At 45.6% G+C, this 17,178-nt stretch carries 16 protein-coding genes and 1 riboswitch; of the genes, 7 read left to right on the top strand and 9 right to left on the bottom strand.

Going from position 1 to position 17,178, the window contains the following annotated elements:
* Positions 1–4: 4 nt before the first annotated feature.
* From BN1002_RS06960 to BN1002_RS06945, 4 genes are all read right to left on the bottom strand, one after another.
* Positions 5–634 carry a methylthioribulose 1-phosphate dehydratase gene (locus BN1002_RS06960; protein WP_048824285.1) on the bottom strand — a complete coding sequence of 210 codons (630 nt, stop codon included), beginning with the start codon at positions 632–634 and terminating at the stop codon, positions 5–7.
* A complete protein-coding gene (locus BN1002_RS06955; RefSeq protein ID WP_048824284.1) occupies positions 628–1,302 on the bottom strand; it encodes a 2-hydroxy-3-keto-5-methylthiopentenyl-1-phosphate phosphatase in 675 nt (224 codons plus the stop codon). The genes BN1002_RS06960 and BN1002_RS06955 overlap by 7 nt, the downstream gene beginning before the upstream one ends.
* Positions 1,299–2,507, bottom strand: a complete 1,209-nt coding sequence (locus tag BN1002_RS06950; RefSeq protein ID WP_048824283.1) for a 2,3-diketo-5-methylthiopentyl-1-phosphate enolase — start codon at positions 2,505–2,507, stop codon at positions 1,299–1,301. The genes BN1002_RS06955 and BN1002_RS06950 overlap by 4 nt, the downstream gene beginning before the upstream one ends.
* Positions 2,508–2,622: 115 nt before the next feature.
* Positions 2,623–2,725: riboswitch (SAM riboswitch) on the bottom strand.
* Between the two features lie 71 nt (positions 2,726–2,796).
* Positions 2,797–3,981, bottom strand: coding sequence for a pyridoxal phosphate-dependent aminotransferase (locus tag BN1002_RS06945; protein ID WP_048824282.1), 1,185 nt, complete (start codon positions 3,979–3,981; stop codon positions 2,797–2,799).
* Between the two features lie 118 nt (positions 3,982–4,099).
* On the opposite strand from BN1002_RS06945, the gene BN1002_RS06940 reads away from it, so the two are divergent.
* Positions 4,100–4,882, top strand: coding sequence for a carbon-nitrogen family hydrolase (locus tag BN1002_RS06940; protein ID WP_048824281.1), 783 nt, complete (start codon positions 4,100–4,102; stop codon positions 4,880–4,882).
* 45 nt (positions 4,883–4,927) lie between these two features.
* On the opposite strand, the gene BN1002_RS06935 is transcribed toward BN1002_RS06940, so the two are convergent.
* The 3 genes from BN1002_RS06935 to BN1002_RS06925 all read right to left on the bottom strand — a co-directional run bounded on the left by BN1002_RS06935 (position 4,928) and on the right by BN1002_RS06925 (position 8,961).
* Positions 4,928–5,509, bottom strand: a complete 582-nt coding sequence (locus BN1002_RS06935; protein WP_048824280.1) for a DUF2087 domain-containing protein — start codon at positions 5,507–5,509, stop codon at positions 4,928–4,930.
* A 144-nt stretch (positions 5,510–5,653) separates the two neighbouring features.
* Positions 5,654–7,948 (bottom strand): thiamine pyrophosphate-dependent enzyme, encoded by a 2,295-nt coding sequence (locus BN1002_RS06930; RefSeq protein ID WP_048824279.1) that lies wholly within the window; start codon positions 7,946–7,948, stop codon positions 5,654–5,656.
* A gap of 2 nt (positions 7,949–7,950) precedes the next feature.
* Complete coding sequence (locus BN1002_RS06925; RefSeq protein ID WP_048824278.1) at positions 7,951–8,961, bottom strand: 2-oxoacid:acceptor oxidoreductase family protein; 1,011 nt, start codon at positions 8,959–8,961, stop codon at positions 7,951–7,953.
* A gap of 322 nt (positions 8,962–9,283) precedes the next feature.
* Here BN1002_RS06925 and BN1002_RS06920 point away from each other — a divergent pair, with 322 nt between their 5' ends.
* The gene (locus BN1002_RS06920; protein ID WP_048827811.1) at positions 9,284–10,318 is read left to right on the top strand and encodes an acyltransferase family protein; all 1,035 of its coding nucleotides are present in this window, start codon (positions 9,284–9,286) and stop codon (positions 10,316–10,318) included.
* A gap of 153 nt (positions 10,319–10,471) precedes the next feature.
* Positions 10,472–12,217 (top strand): B12-binding domain-containing radical SAM protein, encoded by a 1,746-nt coding sequence (locus BN1002_RS06915; RefSeq protein WP_048824277.1) that lies wholly within the window; start codon positions 10,472–10,474, stop codon positions 12,215–12,217.
* A gap of 21 nt (positions 12,218–12,238) precedes the next feature.
* On the opposite strand, the gene BN1002_RS24025 is transcribed toward BN1002_RS06915, so the two are convergent.
* Positions 12,239–12,388, bottom strand: coding sequence for a hypothetical protein (locus BN1002_RS24025; RefSeq protein WP_197072760.1), 150 nt, complete (start codon positions 12,386–12,388; stop codon positions 12,239–12,241).
* Positions 12,378–12,551 (bottom strand): hypothetical protein, encoded by a 174-nt coding sequence (locus tag BN1002_RS24020; RefSeq protein WP_197072758.1) that lies wholly within the window; start codon positions 12,549–12,551, stop codon positions 12,378–12,380. Before BN1002_RS24020 ends, BN1002_RS24025 begins: the two co-directional genes overlap by 11 nt.
* Before the next feature lie 104 nt (positions 12,552–12,655).
* Between BN1002_RS24020 and BN1002_RS06910 the strand changes: the two genes are divergently transcribed.
* The 4 genes from BN1002_RS06910 to BN1002_RS06895 all read left to right on the top strand — a co-directional run bounded on the left by BN1002_RS06910 (position 12,656) and on the right by BN1002_RS06895 (position 17,143).
* Positions 12,656–13,003 (top strand): DUF3905 domain-containing protein, encoded by a 348-nt coding sequence (locus tag BN1002_RS06910; RefSeq protein WP_048824276.1) that lies wholly within the window; start codon positions 12,656–12,658, stop codon positions 13,001–13,003.
* A gap of 102 nt (positions 13,004–13,105) precedes the next feature.
* Complete coding sequence (locus BN1002_RS06905) at positions 13,106–14,230, top strand: CdaR family transcriptional regulator (protein ID WP_048824275.1); 1,125 nt, start codon at positions 13,106–13,108, stop codon at positions 14,228–14,230.
* A 109-nt stretch (positions 14,231–14,339) separates the two neighbouring features.
* Entirely contained in the window at positions 14,340–15,776 is a 1,437-nt protein-coding gene (gene glcD, locus BN1002_RS06900) for a glycolate oxidase subunit GlcD (RefSeq protein WP_048824274.1), read from the top strand.
* Positions 15,773–17,143, top strand: a complete 1,371-nt coding sequence (locus BN1002_RS06895) for a (Fe-S)-binding protein (protein ID WP_048824273.1) — start codon at positions 15,773–15,775, stop codon at positions 17,141–17,143. Before glcD ends, BN1002_RS06895 begins: the two co-directional genes overlap by 4 nt.
* Positions 17,144–17,178 lie beyond the last annotated feature (35 nt).

Raw genomic sequence — 17,178 nt, 5'->3', positions numbered from 1 at the left:
TCTTCTAGACTACTTTGAATAACTGAAAGGGTTTGTGTTCGAGCAGGCGCAACTGGTACCGGAACAGGAATTCCGACGCTTCAAGGATTTTTTTTGCTTCAAAGGAATTCTTCCCCCAGACTGTTATTCCGTGATTGCGAATTAGGATAGCGCCAGTATCCTCTTTAATATGTTCTGCGAAAGCTTTAGCAAGGGAAGGAATATGGGCATGGTTTTTGATAATCGGTATTTTCAAGGTGGCATCCTCTTCCCATTTATTAAAGGCTTTAATGATCTCCTGGCCTTGAAACGTCACTTCCCCCCTGTCTCCATAAATTTCTGAAATTACATTGTTATCAATCGTATGGACATGGAGGCTGCAGCCAGCTTTTGTTCTTTTATAAATCTCGACGTGAAGAAGCGTTTCAGCGGAAGGTTTTAAATTTGTTTCTTCCGCCGGCCGGCCAAATTCATCGACAAGCAAAAAATCCTCGTTTGTCCTCTTCCGTTTATCCTTCCCACTTGCGGTGACCAAAAATTGGGGCGGACTGTCACTTACTTTTATCGCTAGATTTCCACTAGTCCCCATGAACCAATCTCTCTCTGAGAGTTCATCCTTCACATCAGCAAGTTCGTTCCACTTTTCCTTTAGCATGCCTGCTCCTTCACCCCAGTTTTATTTTTTATGATGGTAATGCAATCATGAAAATTCTCAAAAGAAGCATGGGAAAGTCCCCATTCCTCACATTTTTCCTTTAGAAGGTCGAGTGCTATAACAAAGTCAGCCTGTTTTGCCGCTTCCAAGTCGGTTACGGAATCACCAATGACAATTTTATAACAATCATCCAGATGGCCCAGCCGCCTGATAATACTTGGTTTACAACAGCCACAGTCATTAGAGCAGAGGCCATCGCAGCTGTGGGGCCAGAGGATTCGGATTGTGTCACCGTTGAAGTCTGAACCATTGCAGTAGATTCCCGAAAAAGGCTCAAACGGCGAAAGGACCGGCCTGACGAAAAAATCTATGCCCCCACTTACGATATACAGAGGAATCCCTTCTTCTCTGGCGAATGTGGTAAACTCTCCGAAGCCTTCCCTGATCTTCGCCTGTTGCAATACAAATTCTTCAATTTCCCTCTTTTTTCCCGAGGGTAAAAGCGAAAACAATTCTCCAACCCCCCGCCGGATTGAGACAGCCCCGGAAAGAATGCAGTCTTTAATTGGTTCCCATTCAGGGGGTGCGAAAGCTTTCATGATTGAAATGATATTGTCTTTTTCAGTAACTGTCCCGTCAAAGTCACAGTAAATAACTGGCTTCTTCATTTGGCTGCCCCCTCTTTTGGGAGTCCCCAAAGCCCAAGTGCAGTTTGGAGCTCCGAATGGCTTTCGGCAGCCTCGATTAGGGAGTGGCCTGAAAGAGTAGCCTCTATTGCTTGCCGGAACGCCTTTCCACCTGCAGCGGCGCCTCCAGGGTGCCCATGGATTCCGCCGCCGGCGTTAATCACCGAGTCTTTCCCGAAATCCGAGATCAAAAGAGGCACCAGACCAGGATGGATTCCCGCTGAGGGAACAGGGAATGCCTTTTTAATTGAATCATCTTTGGTCAGTTCTTTTGCAATGCCGAGCGCACTCTCTTTCCCGAGAGCCACCGACCCATATGGTGATGGAAATAAGGAAAGATCCGCCCCGGCATACCGGAGCAGTTTTCCTAAAAGCAGGGCATGGGAAACGCCATAAACAGGAGAAGAAGCAATTGCCCCGCTGAACGACGGATGCGCCATGATCGGCAGGCTGATGTCTTTGTCCTCCCTTAGTTCCTGGAGGACATCCAGTCCATAGGTAAATACGTTGAACAAGAAGAGATCAGCCCCATCTTCAGCAAGTCTCCTGGCTTTTTCCTTTAATTCGAAGGTCCTCCCTGTCAGGTTGACAGCATACAAAGTCCGATGCCCGGTTTCAGAAAAAACTTCATCCAGGATTAGCCTGCCGGCCTTGACTCTGGCTGATGATGGCGTCAATGGATTTTCAAACAGGATTTCATCGTCTTTGACTATATCGATCCCGCCAAGTGCCTGCTCCCTCAACTGCCGGGTCAGAAAGTCCATATCTTTGCCTAGCACTCCTTTAAAAATGCTCATTAAAAGGGGACGATGAAATGTATTGAGCTTTTCCCTCAGGCCTTCGACTCCGAATTTCGGGCCCGGGAACAATTTTTTAAGGTCTTCGCTGAATTCAAGGTCAAAAAGCCTTATTTTTCCATCGAGGGACAACTTCCCGAATACCGTAGTCAGAATGGCTGGAAGGTCGGAGGAAAAATTGGCCGCTGGATATGCGATCGAAACTGTGGCGGCACCTTCTTCAGATGCTTCGGTCGAAACTACCCTTCCTTTGTGCTTTCTCAGCTGATCCTTCTCAAGCGCGGGCAGATTGGTCCAGGATCCAACTGTCAGCCCAAGGGCTATTTCCTCGGCTTTTTTTTCTGGACTTTTTTCATTTTGTATGAGATAAGTAGCAATTAATTCACTCATGGTATACTTCCTTTCCGATCGGCTTCCATATCAATCAATTCACATAGCATTTGCCGGCAATAAAAAAACCTCTTCAAAAAGAAGAGGTTAGCGATTGTTACTAGTTACTAATCTCTTCTCATCTATCAGCTGTTCGCTGCAAGAATTAGCACCGTGCTTAAAATAAGTCGGTTGCCGGGCTTCATAGGGCTAGTCCCTCCGCCTGCTCTTGATAAGAAAATGATTTAGATATTCACTTTTTCATAGTGTTAAGATTTAATTTGGATTATCGCAGGAAATGAAAGCTATGTCAAACAACTTTTTGAAAAATTCCCAAACTTTCTATTCTTCGCACCGCTTCCCTCAACCTTTCTTCTGAAGCAAGAAGCCCAACCCTGATATATCCTTCACCATATTGCCCGAACCCTATTCCCGGGGCGACCATGATATGGGCCTTTTCAAGCAGGAAGTTGGCAAATTCCATGGAGGTAAAACCTTCAGGAACCTTTAGCCAGGCAAAAAAGGAGCCTGCCGGAGCATCCGCATCCCAGCCGATCTTCCTTAATCCGCCAAAAAGGGCCTCCCTCCTGCCATCATACAACTGGACGAGTTCCCCCACACAATCCTGCGGCCCATTTAAGGCTTCCGCTGCGGCTTCCTGGACTGCTCCGAACAAAGATACGTACATGTGATCCTGCAACAACTCTATCGCGGAGATGACGCTTTTATTGCCGACGGCGAAACCGACGCGCCACCCCGCCATATTATAGGTTTTTGATAAAGTATAGATTTCGATACCAATCTCTTTTGCTCCTTCGGATTGAAGAAAGCTGACCGGCTTTTTCCCTTCAAAACCGATTGCCCCGTAGGCAAAATCATGGACCACACAGATGCCATGCGTATTTGAAAAAGAAACGGTTTCGTCAAAGAATTCTTTAGTCGCCACTGCCCCCGTAGGATTATTCGGGTAGTTAAGAATCATCAGTTTAGAATTCTCTAATGCTTCTTGGGGAATGAGGCTGTAATCCGGCAGAAATCCGTTTTGTTCGAGTAATGGCAGCGTTTCGATTTTTGCTTGTGCGAGAGCTGCACCTGATAAATAGTCAGGGTAACCAGGGTCTGGAACAAGGAGCCCGTCACCAGGGTTTAACAGGCACTGCGGGATTTCCACAAGGCCGGCTTTACCGCCAAAAAGGACGGCGACCTCTGTTTCCGGGTCCAACACAACGTTATATTCCCTTTTATAAAAATTGGCTGCCGCCTCTTTCAAATAACGAAAACCCTGAAATGGCGAATATTTATGGTTCAGCGGGTTTTCCGCAGCTGTCTGCAGCTTTTTCACTATATGTTCCGGAGTAGGCTGGTCCGGGTTGCCCTGCCCAAGATTAATAACATCATGCCCCTTGGCAATTGTTTCACCGACTTTTTTGACAAGGCTGGCGAAAAACTGTCCAGGAAGGCTTTTTAATAATTCAGATTGAGGATATTCTTTCACGTAAGCCACCTGCTTTTTTATGGATTCATTTTTTATATGGAAATCTAGTCACAAATGATATAACGTATTAGGTATCTTGTAAAGAAGTTTTTAACTTTTCTGAATTGGGGGAATTAAAATGAGAATGAAAATTGCCATTGCTCAAATGGATATAGCATACGGAAAGCCGGGAGAGAATTACTTGAAGGCCGAAAAATTGATTAAGGAAGCCGCAGAGAGCAACCCGGACTGCATCGTACTTCCGGAGCTGTGGACGACTGGCTTTGACCTGGATAGGCTTGATGAAATCGCCGACGATCAAGCGGAGCAATCCATCGCCTTTCTTGAGGAGAAAGCGGCGGAGAATAAAGTCAATCTGATTGGCGGTTCAGTCGCAAACCGTACCGGCTCCGGTGTGGAAAATACTTTATTGGTCGTTTCCAAAGACGGGTCCCTAGTCCATAAGTATAGTAAATTACATCTTTTTCAGCTGATGGATGAACATCATTATATTACTCCGGGAACTGGTACAGCGAATTTTGGGCTTGAAGGGCGCCAGTTTGCAGGGTTTGTCTGTTATGATATCCGCTTCCCTGAATGGCAGAGGAAACATGCTGCAAATGGGGCTGAAGCCATTTTCGTTGTGGCCGAATGGCCTTTGGCCCGGCTTGCCCATTGGCGTGCTCTCCTTATCGCCAGGGCAATTGAAAACCAATGCTATGTTATCGCATGCAACTGTGTGGGGAGCAACCCGAATAACGTGTTCGCTGGACATTCTATGATTATCGATCCTTGGGGAGAAGTCATTGCGGAAGCCGGTGAAGGCGAGGAAATTCTCACCGGGGAAATCGACTTTGAGAAGGTGAAGGAAGTCAGAGGCATCATGCCCGTCTTTGATGACAGAAGGCCTGAACAATATTGAGGAGAAATGATAAAGAGGCTGACCCACTGGCAGCCTCCTTTTCTTCTATTCCGGTTTCGCCCACATTTCAGAAGGGTTCATTTCGTATATACCATTTTCTCTGTACATGTAATGGTTAATAATGAATTCCCGGCGAATCGTGGCATAGTCATCATGATACCTTTTAATGAATTCATTGATTTCCTTTTCCTCATATTTCCGGCCCTTTTCCAACCCTTTGACGAGATGCTCAAACACAAAAAGTTTCTTTTTACGCTGGGCGGGTATGTTTTTCAGCTTTCCATCCGCTGTAAAGAAATTGCTGATAACTTTTTGTTTTTCCTCGTTCATAGTTTCCATTTTCCCTTTCCCCTCCATTTTTATTGCTATTTGGACAAGGGCTTTCGCATGCTGCTCGAGCACCTTTTCATTGAGGTAAAAATATACTGTGTTCTTGTCCCGTCTTTCAAAAACAGCATGGACATCCCTTAGTTTCTTTAAATGGTGCGTAATCGTCGGCGGCGTGAGCCCCAGCTTTCCGGCAATGGCCTGCCCATGAAGCGGACCTCCAGCAAGGAGAGAGAGAATTCTGATCCTTGTGGGGTCACCCATTGCTTTGTGAAATGAAACGAGCTTGTTTAATTGCATATTAGCCACCCTTTTATTAATTAGATATATATCTAATTAGATTTATATCAAATCAGCACCGAAGAGTCAACAAAAAAACGGCCCTTTTTAATTAAGGGCCGTTTATCTATTAATGCGCAATAGGAACCTGGGCAGTTCAATACTTTAGAGCATTGGATGTTCGTGCTTCGCCTTCAGCTTTTGCCAGCGATTTTCAATTTCTGTTTCAAAGGCGGCAAGCATTTCTTTATTTTCTTCTTTCAAAAGATGCTTCGACTTGCCCATATATTTCAGCCAATCGGAGGCAGGTATCCTTTTATTCCGCGCTTCAGGGTCGTACGTGATAGTTGTTTTCCCCTGCTCAATTTCATATAGCGGGAAGAAGCAGGAATTGACAGCCGCTTCCATGATCGTGCTTCCGAACCTGTCTTCGGATTTCCAATTCAGCGGACAGGCGATCAGTATTTTTCCGTAGACCGTCCCGACGTTTTGGGCATACCACTGGGCTTTTGCGCCTTTTTTGACTAAATCCTGTGGGAATGCTTCCGTACCCGTAAACACATATGGGATATTCGCCGCTGCCATCAGCTGCGCCGTGTCTTTATGGTGGAAACTCTTACCCTGCTGGGTTTTCCCGACACTCGTTGTGCTTGTCATATGTCCCATCGGCGTCGAGTAGGACATCTGTGAGCCAGTATTCATATAGCCTTCATTATCATATTCGACAATGATGAGCTTATGGCCCCTAAGTGCCGTTCCAATTGCGGAGCCCATGCCAATGTCCATGCCGCCGTCGCCAGTAATCATGACAAAGGTGACATCATCGGCAATCTCGATTTCACCCCGTTTTTGCAGCTCAAAGAATGCTTCGACTGTCCCTGACAAGGTCGCAGCCCCATTCTGGAACAGGTTATGGATCATCGTTTGTTTATGGGAGCTGTACGGATAAGCGGTCGTCGTTACATAGGCGCAGCCAGTCTGATAAAGAACGACAATATCTCCTTCAATCCCTTTAAAGAAAAGCTCGAGCCCTGGGAATATTCCGCAGCCCGGGCATGCGCCATGGCCTGACCCAAGGCGTTTCGGCTTTGCTGCCAGCGCGCGGAGCGGAGGAATTTTCACTTTCAGCTTTCCGCTTTCCTCATCCATTTTCACATCAATCAAGCCTGATTTATATGTCTCACCGTACTGGGGTCCAATGACGGGCTTAAGCATTTTCTCCGGGTTTCCGGCAACAATGCCATAATAATCGAATGGCTTGTCGGCGAAACCTTTCGCCATTGCATCCATGGCCATTCCAAAGAACGCTTCCGCATCATCGGCATAGAAATCCTTGCCCCCAAGACCAAAGACTCTGCTCAGGACGATTGTCTCGTTTTCTTTATCTTCCTGGAGGGCAGATTTTACTTCATGGGTGAGGTTTGGACCATGCGCGCCATATGAATCGGCCCTTTCGCCAACCAACACGGCTTTCACATTTTTAAGGGCTTCACGAATTTCCTTTGCCGGAAACGGACGGATGATGTTTGGTGAAATGACGCCTGCTTTTATCCCTTTGACTCTTAGCCTGTCTGCTACATCCTTTGCCGACTCAGCTGCCGAATTTAAAAGGAACAGGGCCACTTCGGCGTCTTCCATTTTATAAAGATCGAGCACTGGGTATTCCCTGCCGGATAGCTTCGCATATTCAACGGCGACTTCTCTGAATACTTCACCAGCTGCGTAAATCGCTTCGGATTGCTGAAAGTGATTGTTCATCAAATCTTCGCCATTCATATGGGCGCCAATTGTGACAGGCTTTTTCGGATCCCTGGCAAAATGGTAATCTGTCGGGCACTCGCCAACAAATTTCTGGACAGCGGCGCGGTCCTTGAAATATTCGACTCTCCGCTTTTGATGAGAAGTGAAAAATCCGTCGTAGGCTACAATGACCGGCAGACGCACTTTTGAATGTTCAGCTATCTTAAGCGCCATGATATTCATATCGTAAACTGCCTGGGGAGTCCTTGCTGTAAGGATGACCCATCCGGTATTCAAGGCGTAGTACAAATCGGAATGGTCCCCCCGGATATCAAGAGGGCCGCTGACAGCCCTTGTCACAAGGTTCATAACCATTGGAAATCTTGTTCCCGCCTGTACCGGCAGCTGTTCGATCATATACAGCAAGCCGTTCGCGCTTGTTGCGTTGAAAACCCTCGCGCCTGTTGCCGCGGCTCCATAACAGATTCCCGCAGAACCGTGCTCCCCATCTGCCGGAATCAATTTAATGTCATGCTCTCCCCTGGCTTTCATCATATCGAGATATTGGGCGACTTCAGTGGACGGTGTAATAGGAAAATATCCCATTATATGATAATTGATTTGTGCCGCTGCCATCGCGGCCATTTCATTTCCTGATTCGAATGTCAGTAACTGCTCCGCTTTCGCGGTTTCTGTTAAATTCTTTTCTAGCATGGCCATGATCAGTTCCTCCCCGCTGCATAAGGAAAGTTTTGTTTAACCCTGTTGGCTTCTGCAAAGCCAATCATTTCCCTCAGGTCGCCAAGTGCATCTGTTGGACAGGCTTCCACGCATTTCAGGCAGCCTTTGCAGTATTGGTAATCGATTCCTTTAAGGAACATTTGCGGACGCCCACGCTTGTCCTCCCCGGACTCCCAAACGAAACAGAAATCTGGGCAGACAGTATCACAGGAGGCGCAGTGAATGCACTTTTCCATCCTTAATTCCGGCAGGAAGCCTTGCCTTGAGCCGCTCAAATCTTTCAGGATGCTGTTTGCTGGTGCAGATATGACTCCGCCGATTTCCTGGGTCCTGTATCCAAGCTGCGGCTGCGGCCTTGTGAATGTCCTGCCTTCCGCCCCGACAGGCGCCTCATAAAATTTAAAGGTAACTTCATTGTATCCCCGGTCAAATGTTCTGATATTGGGTTCGACCAAGTGTGGATACTTTTTCTCAAATGTCTTCCTGATGACTTTCCTCATCGCCTCCGGATCGAGGAAATCACAAATCCGGAACAGTGCCCCCAACATGGCGGTATTTACTTTCGTCTTTTCCTCGACAGCAATCGTCAGGGCGTCCACAATGGCCAAAGTACCGTATTCAATCTTGAGGTCTTTTTTGATGCCATCGAAATCTCTCGCGGAATTAACGAGGACGATTCCCTCGGCATCAAGCCCACTGACAACATCTACCATTTTATATAACGCTTCATGGAATATACCGATAATATGTGGCTGCTCAATCGGGCTGTGGTCCCTGATTTCCACCTCCGGATCACAGAAACGGATAAAACTCTTTACCGGAGATCCCTTTTTTTCAGAACCATATGATGAAAAATTCGAGCCATTCAGCCCGAGGCCAAGAACCCCTGCTTCTGCAAGCATTTTTCCGGCTAGGTTCGCCCCCAGCCCGCCGATGGATTCAAGGCGGATTTCAAAAAAACCAAGGTCATTTCTTTTTGGCAATATTGACATGTTCTCCCTCCCAATATTAATCATTCTCAGCCGGCATCCGCCGGCTTCCCCATACTTTATTTTATTTGTTCATTTTTCACTTCGCTGTGACAAATGTTATACAACCCTATAAAAATTTTGAAACAGAACGAAACCTATTTATAGAACCGTAGATATATCAATAAAACCACCGATTCCAAACAGGTACTACAGGCAGAAATCTATTATATAACAGATTAATCCATTCATTCAGCTTACATTGGAATGCATTACCTGTTTCCGATTAAAAGAAAAGGGTATTAGGGAAGTGAGATGCTGGGGGTCTCAAAACTTGGAGGATATGATGAAAAAACGAAATTACTACTTTGATAACGCAAAATTTATTCTGATTTTTTTAGTTGTTTTCGGTCATTTGTTAAGGGCATTCATTGAGGATAATGAAGTGTTTTTCGCCCTTTACAAAGCTATTTACACTTTTCACATGCCCGCTTTCATCTTGGTTTCCGGTTTTTTTGCAAAAGGATTCACTGAAAAGGGCTATGTAGTGAAAATCGCGAAAAAATTGATTCTGCCATATATTATTTTTCAGGTAATTTATTCAGTTTTTTATTATTACCTGTTCCAAAAGCCGGCTCTCACCATTGATCCATTCAACCCGCAATGGTCGTTATGGTTCCTTGTCAGCATGTTCTTCTGGAACTTGCTGCTCATTCCCTTTACAAAGCTTAAACCGGCGGCAGCATTATCGATTGCTTTTGCCATTGGTCTCGCAGTTGGCTACTTGGATTGGGTTTCGAACTATCTAAGTCTATCGAGGACATTTGTGTTCTTCCCATTGTTCCTGGCCGGGTATTATATGAAAAAAGAAGTATTTTACTCTATGTTCACCGTTAGGAAAAGGTTGCTCGCCGCTTCCATCTTCCTTCTTGTTTTCGCGGGATTCTATCTATTTCCGGATATGCAATACCAATGGCTTTTAGGTTCGAAGCCATACGAAGCTATGGGAGTAGCATCTGTTTGGGCCATGTTTAAACGGCTTGGGATCTACGCATTAAGTTTTATTATGGTATTGAGTTTCTTTGCTTTTGTCCCGAGAAAGCAGTATTTCTTTACAACACTCGGAAAAAATACGCTGTATGTCTATCTTCTCCATGGTTTCTTTGTCAGGGTTTTCAGGGAAAGCGATATCGCCTCTTATTTTGACAGGACAGAACGGATTATTCTTCTTGCGGGAATTTCCCTCATAATTGTCTTTGCCCTTTCCAGCAGGCTGATTACATCCTTTACCCAGCCGCTGATTGAACTGAAGGCTTCCAGAACAAGAAAATTGCTGGACCGCTTGGCTGGAGGGCTCTCCCCTGGCCAGGAGAGAAATTAGCCTTATCCTAATCCGATGGCCATTGAAATGAAAAAAAATCCAAATCCCATCCCCTGCCCCCTATTGGGCGGGGGCTTTTTCCGCTTCCTTTTACAAGCAACAGTGGTTATACTAAAATACTGATAGTACAACCTTTTAAAGGGAGAAATATAAATGAAAATCATTTGTTCAACTCTGAACGCGAAATATATTCACACCAATCTCGCTATCCGTTACCTAAAGGCATACGCGGAACCGGAATTCCCAATCGAACTAGCAGAATATACAATAAAAGATCCGGCGATGAATATTGTATCCGACCTGATTTCAAAAAAGCCTGACGTAATCGGCTTCAGTTGCTACATTTGGAATATAGAGGAAACGATTAAGGTGGTATCGATGATCAAGAAAATAGATTCATCGATTATCATAATCCTTGGCGGGCCTGAGGTTAGCTATGATACCGCCGAATGGCTGGAACGTTTACCCTTTGTGGACGTAATCATTACGGGTGAGGGTGAGGCTTCCTTCAAGCTTCTTCTTGAAAAGCTGAAGACCGGCGCTCCGGATTTGAGCACGGTACCTGGTGCAGCTTACAGGCATGAAGGAAGAGTGAAAATAAATCTTCAGTCAGGAAAATTGGATTTAAAAACAATTCCTTCCCCCTACCGTTTCCCTGAAGATGCCGCGCATCTTGGCAAGAGGGTAACTTATATAGAAACAAGCCGGGGCTGTCCTTTTAGCTGCCAATTCTGCCTTTCTTCCATTGAAGTAGGCGTTCGTTATTTTGACAAGGAAAAAATTAAAGAGGATATCCGTTATTTAATGGAAAATGGCGCAAAAACAATTAAATTTGTCGACCGGACCTTCAATATCAGCAGGAGCTACGCAATGGACATGTTCCGTTTTCTTATTGATGAGCATCTGCCAGGTACTGTTTTTCAATTTGAGATTACGGCCGATATTATGCGTCCGGAGGTCATTGACTTCTTGAACAGAGAAGCGCCTGCGGGGCTGTTCCGTTTCGAGATCGGTGTTCAATCAACTAATGATTATACGAATGAACTTGTCATGAGGAAACAGAATTTTGAAAAGCTGAAGCGGACCGTAACAATGGTCAAGGATGGCGGCAAAATCGACCAGCATCTCGACTTGATTGCCGGCCTGCCAGAGGAAAACTATCATTCCTTCCGGAAAACGTTCAATGATGTTTTTGAAATGAGGCCTGAGGAATTGCAGCTTGGCTTTTTGAAAATGCTGCGGGGAACCGGCTTAAGGATTAGGGCCGCGGAACATGATTATATCTATATGGACCAGGCGCCTTACGAAATCCTCGGTAACAATGTCCTTCCTTTTGAAGATATCATCCGGATTAAACAAGTGGAGGATGTACTGGAGAAATACTGGAACAGCCATCGGATGGATGCGGTGATTGAATATCTGGTCATGCAGGAATTTGCTTCGCCATTTGATTTCTTTCAGGAATTCGGGGCTTACTGGGATCAAAAGGGCTGGGCGAGAATTGGCCATCAGCTAGAAGATTTGTTCAGGCGCCTCGATTCTTTCCTTGCTTTCAGGGGGCTGAAAAACCTTGAGGCAGCCAGAGGGCTGATGATGTTTGATTACTTGTCGCGTCATAAATATAGCCCGCGAAAGCCATGGTGGGAAAAAAGGTTTGATAAAAAGGACCGCAGCAGCCTTTATCAGGAAGTGCTCGCCAATCCTGCCAAGGCGGGTAATGCTTTTGCGCAGCTCGGTTTGTCTGAAAAAGACCTTTACAAGCATACCCTGATTGAACCACTCTCTTTTGATTTGCTGAAATACCTGGAGGATGGGAAGATTGAAAATACCGCTTCGGCAATGGTTGTGTATTATGACCCCGCCGGGAACGGCCCACTCATCAGTTCATTTGTGCTTTAAAGCCGGCTTCAGCCGGCTTTTTTACTTTTGTTTTGGATTATCCTTTTTTTGTCGATGGTTATCCTTTTCATCGTTCGGAACAAGTAATTGATAAAGCTCGATTCCATTTACGTCGCCAAATTCCATTCCAATCTCTTCATGACCCTTTTTGTTTTTATCGCTATGCTTCATCCATGCCTCGCCCCTTCCTCCCCTGTTTTGAATTCCGGTTCGCACCCTTCATTGGGTCCTCTTCATGGGCGAGTTCTGCTGAAAAATCCGATTCCCTTGTGTTTTTGTAAGGAGTTTTACTATATTTTTCAACCGCATTGCGTTCCGCTTTCCGTTTTGCCATATCAAACCCTCCTTTTTTAGTCAAACTTAGTGTTTAACCAGGGGTATCTTTTCATTCATAAAACGTGTCGCGATGCCAAAACATAAAGAAAAGGAGGAAATGACATGGAAGGAAAGAAAGAAAATTTAAAGAGGCTTGAGGTGGATGGAACATTGCCCCACCAAATTAATGCTCCTGACTTCAAGGAAACGGGAATTGATATGGAGGCTCCCTATATTAACGAGTTTGGCGTAGTTATTGGCGACAGCCAATATTCCTCGCCAGATTCCCCGCTGGAAAATTGGTCAGCTGACACAGATCCCGCTATTATGTCTGGTGGCCAGTGGGTTCATCCGACCAATGACATCGGCTGGAATACAGCGGAAAATCGTGATTTGCTCGAAAAAAAAAGGAAACCAAAAGCAGTTCCCTTCATGCATCCCCAAATAGATAGTTCAAAAAGCACTGACTGAAAAATTGAGCAGGCACCTCTACAAGAGCTGTGCCTGCTTTTTTATGCCGTTAGTTCCCCCTTTGAGTATATAATGAGAGAAAGTTAAGGGGAGGGCTGAACATTGTTAAATCCGGAACTTGCCGAGAAAATCGTTAATGAGGTTAGAAAATTGATAGTCGAAAATGTCATTGTCGTAAATACAGAAGGAACCATTATCGCCAGTACGGATCCCTCCAGGGTTGGGGCATTCCATGAAGGAGCTTTGATTGCAGCAGATGAGCAAAGGAAGCTAATTATTACAAAGGAAGATGAACAGAAATTGGCTGGCGTCAAAGAGGGAATCAACTTCCCGGTTTTTTTTCAAAATGATGTAATTGGAATCGTCGGTATAACCGGCGACCCATCCACCGTCACTCCCTTTGGGGAAATTATCAGGAAAATGACTGAACTGTTAATAAGCGAAAATCATTACTCAAGCCAATTTGATTGGCAGTCACGTGCAATTGAAGCCTTTGTCATGGATTGGCTGCAATCCTCCGAACTCAATGGTTCTCTGGCCGACAGGGCTAGGCTGCTAGGCATCAGCCTTGAATTGGAGCGTAGACTGGCGATATTGGAATTCAGGGACATGTCCGCTCCGCTGTCACGGGAAATTTGGTCAAGCATTTTAATAAACCGCTACTTATTGTGCACTGATCTAATAACCCGCTGGGGGAATAACAGAATAGTTTTGCTGCTCGATGCCACCGCCGGACATTCGCAAGCATTCGTTGAGCGAAAGCTACAGGATTTTTGTACTTACCTCCAAAGCCTGACCGGTTTTGTCACATTTGCTGGAGTAGGACAGGCGGTTGCCCCAACAGGCCTTTACGATTCCTACAGCCAGGCTGGCCGAGCTCTCAATATATCTGGACCTGATAGGCCAATTGTTTTTGATGAAGATTTGACCTTGGAAATGATCCTCGATAGTCTTAATAACAATTTGAAAAAAGAGTTCATCAGCAGGACGATTGGCCCCTTATTGGACGACCAAGATTTGCTTGATACCTTAAGGGAATTCCTTTTGCAAAATCAATCCATGAAACAGGCAGCTTCAAGCCTGCATATACATATAAATACCCTTCATTACCGGCTTAAAAAAATTGAAGAACTGACAGGGCTGGCCACAGGAAAAACAGCAGACTTGGCAGCATTGTATTTGGCGATGACCTTATTGGATAAACACACAAAAAACACTGCTTTCTGAATTTTATTTTTAGATGAATCTACATAGCAGGCTGATGCCTGTTTTTTTATAATGGTCTTATATCTATTTTTTCTTGAAGCGTACGGTTAAAAGAATGGGAGGAATGAAAATGCTCGTTCAATCTTCAAAAACTAAAATTGGGGAAGACATAAAGAAAAAGTTCATTGCTGTTGTTTCACCCGTGAACTATGAAGATTCACAGACAAGCAGGCTTGTCTATTCTTATGATTCAACCCCGAATTTCCAGGCTATGCCCGATGCGGTCATCAGCCCCAGGAATACTCAAGAAGTATCCGAAGTCATTAAAATTTGCGATGAACATAAAATTCCTATCGTGCCAAGAGGTTCAGGCACGAACCTCTGCGGCGGGACATGCCCGGTTGAGGGTGGTATTGTCCTTTTATTCAAACATATGAATAAAATTCTTGAACTGGATGAATCGAACTTGACCATCACAGTCCAGCCGGGAGTCATCACAAGCGAAATTATTGCCGCCGTGGAACCGAAAGGCTTATTTTACCCCCCTGATCCCGGTTCGATGAAAATTTCTACTATCGGCGGAAATATTAATGAAAATGCAGGCGGATTGAGAGGCCTGAAATACGGCGTAACGAGGGATTATGTCATTGGGCTGGAAGCAGTATTGCCAAATGGCGATATTATCCGTACCGGAGGCAAGCTTGCGAAGGATGTGGCCGGTTACGATTTCACACGCTTGTTTGTTGGTTCCGAAGGTACTTTATGTATCATCACTGAGGCGATCCTGAAGCTTCTTCCCCTTCCGGAAACGAAAAAAACCGCGCTTGCGCTATACGAGGATCTCGAGTCTGCGGCCCGGTCCGTTTCGAAAATCATTGCCAATAAAATCATTCCAACTACACTGGAATTCCTCGATCAGGAAACTGTCAGGGTCGTTGAAGATTATGTCAAAATCGGCCTCCCGACGGACGCAAAAGCCGTCCTTTTAATTGAACAGGACGGTCCACCGGAAGTGGTTGAAAGGGATATGCAGAAAATCAGCGAAATTTGTATACAGGAACATGCCTTCTCAGTCCAGGTTGCGAAAACGGAACAGGAAGCCGAGGCACTGAGGACGGCTAGAAGGACCGCGTTATCCGCGCTGGCGAGACTAGCGCCGACAACTATACTTGAAGACGCGACCGTGCCGCGCTCTGAAATTGCCAGGATGGTAAAATCAATCAATGAGATAGCCGAAAAGTACAAAGTGAAAATTTGTACGTTCGGCCATGCGGGTGATGGGAATCTCCACCCGACCTGCCCAACCGACATCCGAAATAAAGAAGAAATGGAACGGGTTGAAAAAGCGTTCGAAGAGATTTTTGAAAGGGCCATTGAACTTGGAGGCACGATTACTGGCGAACACGGGGTTGGCATCATGAAGGCCCCTTATCTGGAGTTGAAGCTCGGGAAAGAGGGAGTTGCCGCAATGAGAGCTGTCAAAGCGTCACTTGATCCCAATAATATTATGAATCCGGGTAAGATTTTTGCGAAAGACAATAGGAAGCGTGTGGTGGTTTCAAAATGACGACTTTGAAGGAAAAGACTGTCATTCAGGAACAATTTAAGGAAAAAATGAATGAAGATGAATTACTGAACTGTATGAGATGCGGTTTTTGCCTTCCAGCCTGCCCTACCTATATTGAATCAGGCTTTCAGGAGACCCATTCCCCTAGAGGGCGAATTGCCTTGATGAAGGCTGTGGCAGATGGATTAATCAGTCCGGATGAGGATTTCGAACGGTCACTGGACCTCTGTCTCGGTTGCCGCGCCTGTGAAACTGTCTGTCCTCCCGGAGTAAAGTACGGTTCGCTGCTTGAGGAAGCCCGTGACATCATTGCGCAAAACAAGAAATACTCCCTCCCTGTCCGTACTGTCAGGAAAGCAGTTTTCGGCGGTTTGTTTCCTTATCAGAATAGAATGCGTTCAGTAGCAGGCCTCATTGGTTTTTACCAGCGGTCTGGTTTGCAAACAATTGCTCGGAAAATTGGATTTATGAGCCTTCTGCCCGAAGGCCTCGCTACAATGGAAAAAGTGCTGCCTAAGGTACCATCTATGAAGGAATTGAAAAACCGCCCGGAACTAACCCCTGCCATTGGCCCGAAAACCATGCGCGTCGCCTTTTTCAGTGGCTGTCTGATGGATACCATGTTCCTGGAAACGAACAACGCCACAATCAAGCTTCTCCAACTCGCCGGCTGCGAGATTGTTATGCCTAAAGACCAGGCATGCTGTGGTGCCCTCCATGGACACTATGGAGAAAAAGACCATGCGCGAGAAATGGCGAAAAAAAATATCCAAGCCTTCGAAGAAGCCGGTGCGGATTTTATTATTACGAATGCAGGCGGCTGTGGGGGCTTTCTAATTGATTACGGCCATTTACTCGAAAATGAACCTGAGTGGCATGAACGCGCTTTAGCCTTTTCAAGGAAACTGAAGGATATTTCGGAAATACTTGTTGATGTCGGCTTCCATGAGAAGGTCGGTCTTGAACTGCCAAATCAGGTCATTACGTACCAGGATTCCTGCCATTTGCGGAATGTCATGAAAACAGCTTCCGCGCCAAGGATATTACTGAAGGCGATAAAAGGATCGGTATATCGGGAAATGCCGGAAGCGGACCGTTGTTGCGGATCCGCTGGCATATACAATATTATTGAATCGGAAATGTCGATGAAAATGCTTGATTACAAAATGGCAAAGACAAAAGAAACAGAGGCTACGACAATTGTGACTGCAAACCCAGGCTGCCTTTTGCAAATGAAGCTGGGAATTGAACGCGAAGGCCTAGCGGATAAAATGCGCGGTGTCCATATCGCTGACCTGCTACTTGAAGCAGTGAAAACAGAAAGGACCAAGCATGTCCCCGAAGTGGAAATCAACAATCTAGGATAACAGAGCCTTCTTTTTTGACAAAATCCTTCTTTCCC

The sequence above is a fragment of the Bacillus sp. B-jedd genome (assembly GCF_000821085.1).
Lineage (GTDB): Bacteria > Bacillota > Bacilli > Bacillales > Cytobacillaceae > Bacillus_D.
This window is presented reverse-complemented; position numbering and strand designations above follow the sequence as displayed.